Source organism: Streptococcus mitis, from assembly GCF_001579035.1.
Classification (GTDB): Bacteria; Bacillota; Bacilli; order Lactobacillales; family Streptococcaceae; genus Streptococcus; species Streptococcus mitis_J.
Map to the genome: position 1 here is coordinate 100,475 of NZ_KQ970290.1, position 1,061 is coordinate 101,535.

The 1,061-nt window shown below is 29.8% G+C and carries 2 protein-coding genes; both read left to right on the forward strand.

Translation table 11 applies throughout. The features are described from left to right. Positions 1 to 689: sensor histidine kinase (locus SMIDD26_RS08665; RefSeq protein ID WP_167747506.1), on the forward strand; the 689-nt coding region annotated here is incomplete at its 5' end. Beyond that, positions 670 to 1,061 (forward strand): response regulator (locus SMIDD26_RS08670; RefSeq protein WP_134990267.1); only part of this gene is annotated, 392 nt, incomplete at its 3' end. The genes SMIDD26_RS08665 and SMIDD26_RS08670, both read left to right, overlap by 20 nt.

Below are 1,061 nucleotides of genomic sequence, written 5' to 3' on the forward strand. Positions count from 1 at the left end.
GGGAATACCATTCACAACTAGAACTTAAGAAGATTGAACTTAATTATCTTAAAAATCAAATTCGACCGCATTTCTACTTAAATATGTTATCAATGATTCATAGTATGCTTCAAACAAAAAACTATAAGGAAATTGAAGAGTTAACTATCCTAACTTCAAATTATCTCCGTCATTTATTTATGGCTAATCAAGATTTTTCAGAACTTAAAGATGAAGTTCAGCATATTAAAGATTATTTAGAAATACAACGAATTCGATATGGAAATAGCATCTACTTTTCACTAAACTACAATGATGACCTACAAAATACTCTTGTCCCATCATTACTTTTACAAACATTTATTGAAAACACAATAAAACACGGGTTTTCATTTCAGGATTTATTTACAATTTTGCTATCGATAAAACAAGTAAAAACTGAGGACTCAGATTATATTCAGATTTGCATCGAAGATAATGGTCCAGGTTTCTCTGAAGAAATTTTATCAAAACTAAATCAGAAACAGTCTCTAATAACAGAAGATGGACATCATATTGGGATCACAAATACCATCGAACGTTTAAATCTTCTCTATCCTAATGACTATAGTATTGCATTTGAAAATAATGAAGAAGGTGGGGCTAAAATTCTTTTACTTATTCCATACAAGATTATAGACGGAGGTTATAATGAACATCTTATTAGTTGATGACGATCGTTTTATCATTGAAGCTTTACGAGAGAAAATAAATTGGGCTAAACTACACATTGACACTGTTTATGTTGCCTATAGCCTCACTCAAGCTCAAAATATTATTAGAGAGAATCCTATTGATCTCATGATAAGCGATATAGAAATGCCTCAAGGTAGTGGCCTCGAACTCTTATCGTGGATTAGAAATGAAAAATATGATATAAAAACAATTTTTTTAACCAATTACGCCGACTTCAACTATGCTCAAAAAGCAATTGAATTACAAAGCTTCGAATACTATCTAAAACCCATTAACTTCGAAAAATTAGAATTTATTATTCAAAAAGCCATTAGTAAAATTGAGAATCATAACTTAAACGGAAAAAA